Genomic DNA, 375 nt, shown 5'->3' with positions numbered 1-375 from the left:
GCAGATTGTGAAAACCCTGCTGGGTGAGCATCAGGTCAACGTCGAGGACAAGCTCACCGGCAGCTACCGGGTGTGGGACTACTGCGTGCAGTATCAGGAGTCGAGCCTGGACTTCATCAGCCGCCTGATGGAGCTGGAGGGGATTGCGTATCACTTCAGCCACGAGGCGGACAAACACACCCTCGTGCTCACCGACGCCGCCACCCAGCATCAGCCGTTCAGCGGCTACGAGGTGATTCCGTATCACCAGACGCCATCCGGCGGCAGCACGGATGAAGAGGGTATCGGCCAGTGGGCGCTGGAGGACAGCGTCACGCCGGGGATTTACAGCCTCGACGATTACGATTTCCGCAAGCCGAACGCGTGGCTGTTCCG

1 protein-coding gene is annotated in these 375 nt (G+C 61.3%); it reads left to right on the top strand.

The window, feature by feature from the left end; translation table 11 throughout:
• Positions 1 to 375, top strand: a 375-nt coding sequence (locus tag EKN83_RS23255; RefSeq protein WP_260591358.1) for a contractile injection system protein, VgrG/Pvc8 family, incomplete at both ends; no start/stop codon positions are given.

Source organism: Enterobacter sp. WCHEn090032 (assembly GCF_003986875.1).
In the GTDB taxonomy this organism is placed as follows: domain Bacteria; phylum Pseudomonadota; class Gammaproteobacteria; order Enterobacterales; family Enterobacteriaceae; genus Enterobacter; species Enterobacter sichuanensis.
Note: the sequence above shows the minus strand (reverse complement) of the source record. Positions and strands in the feature narration are given on the sequence as shown.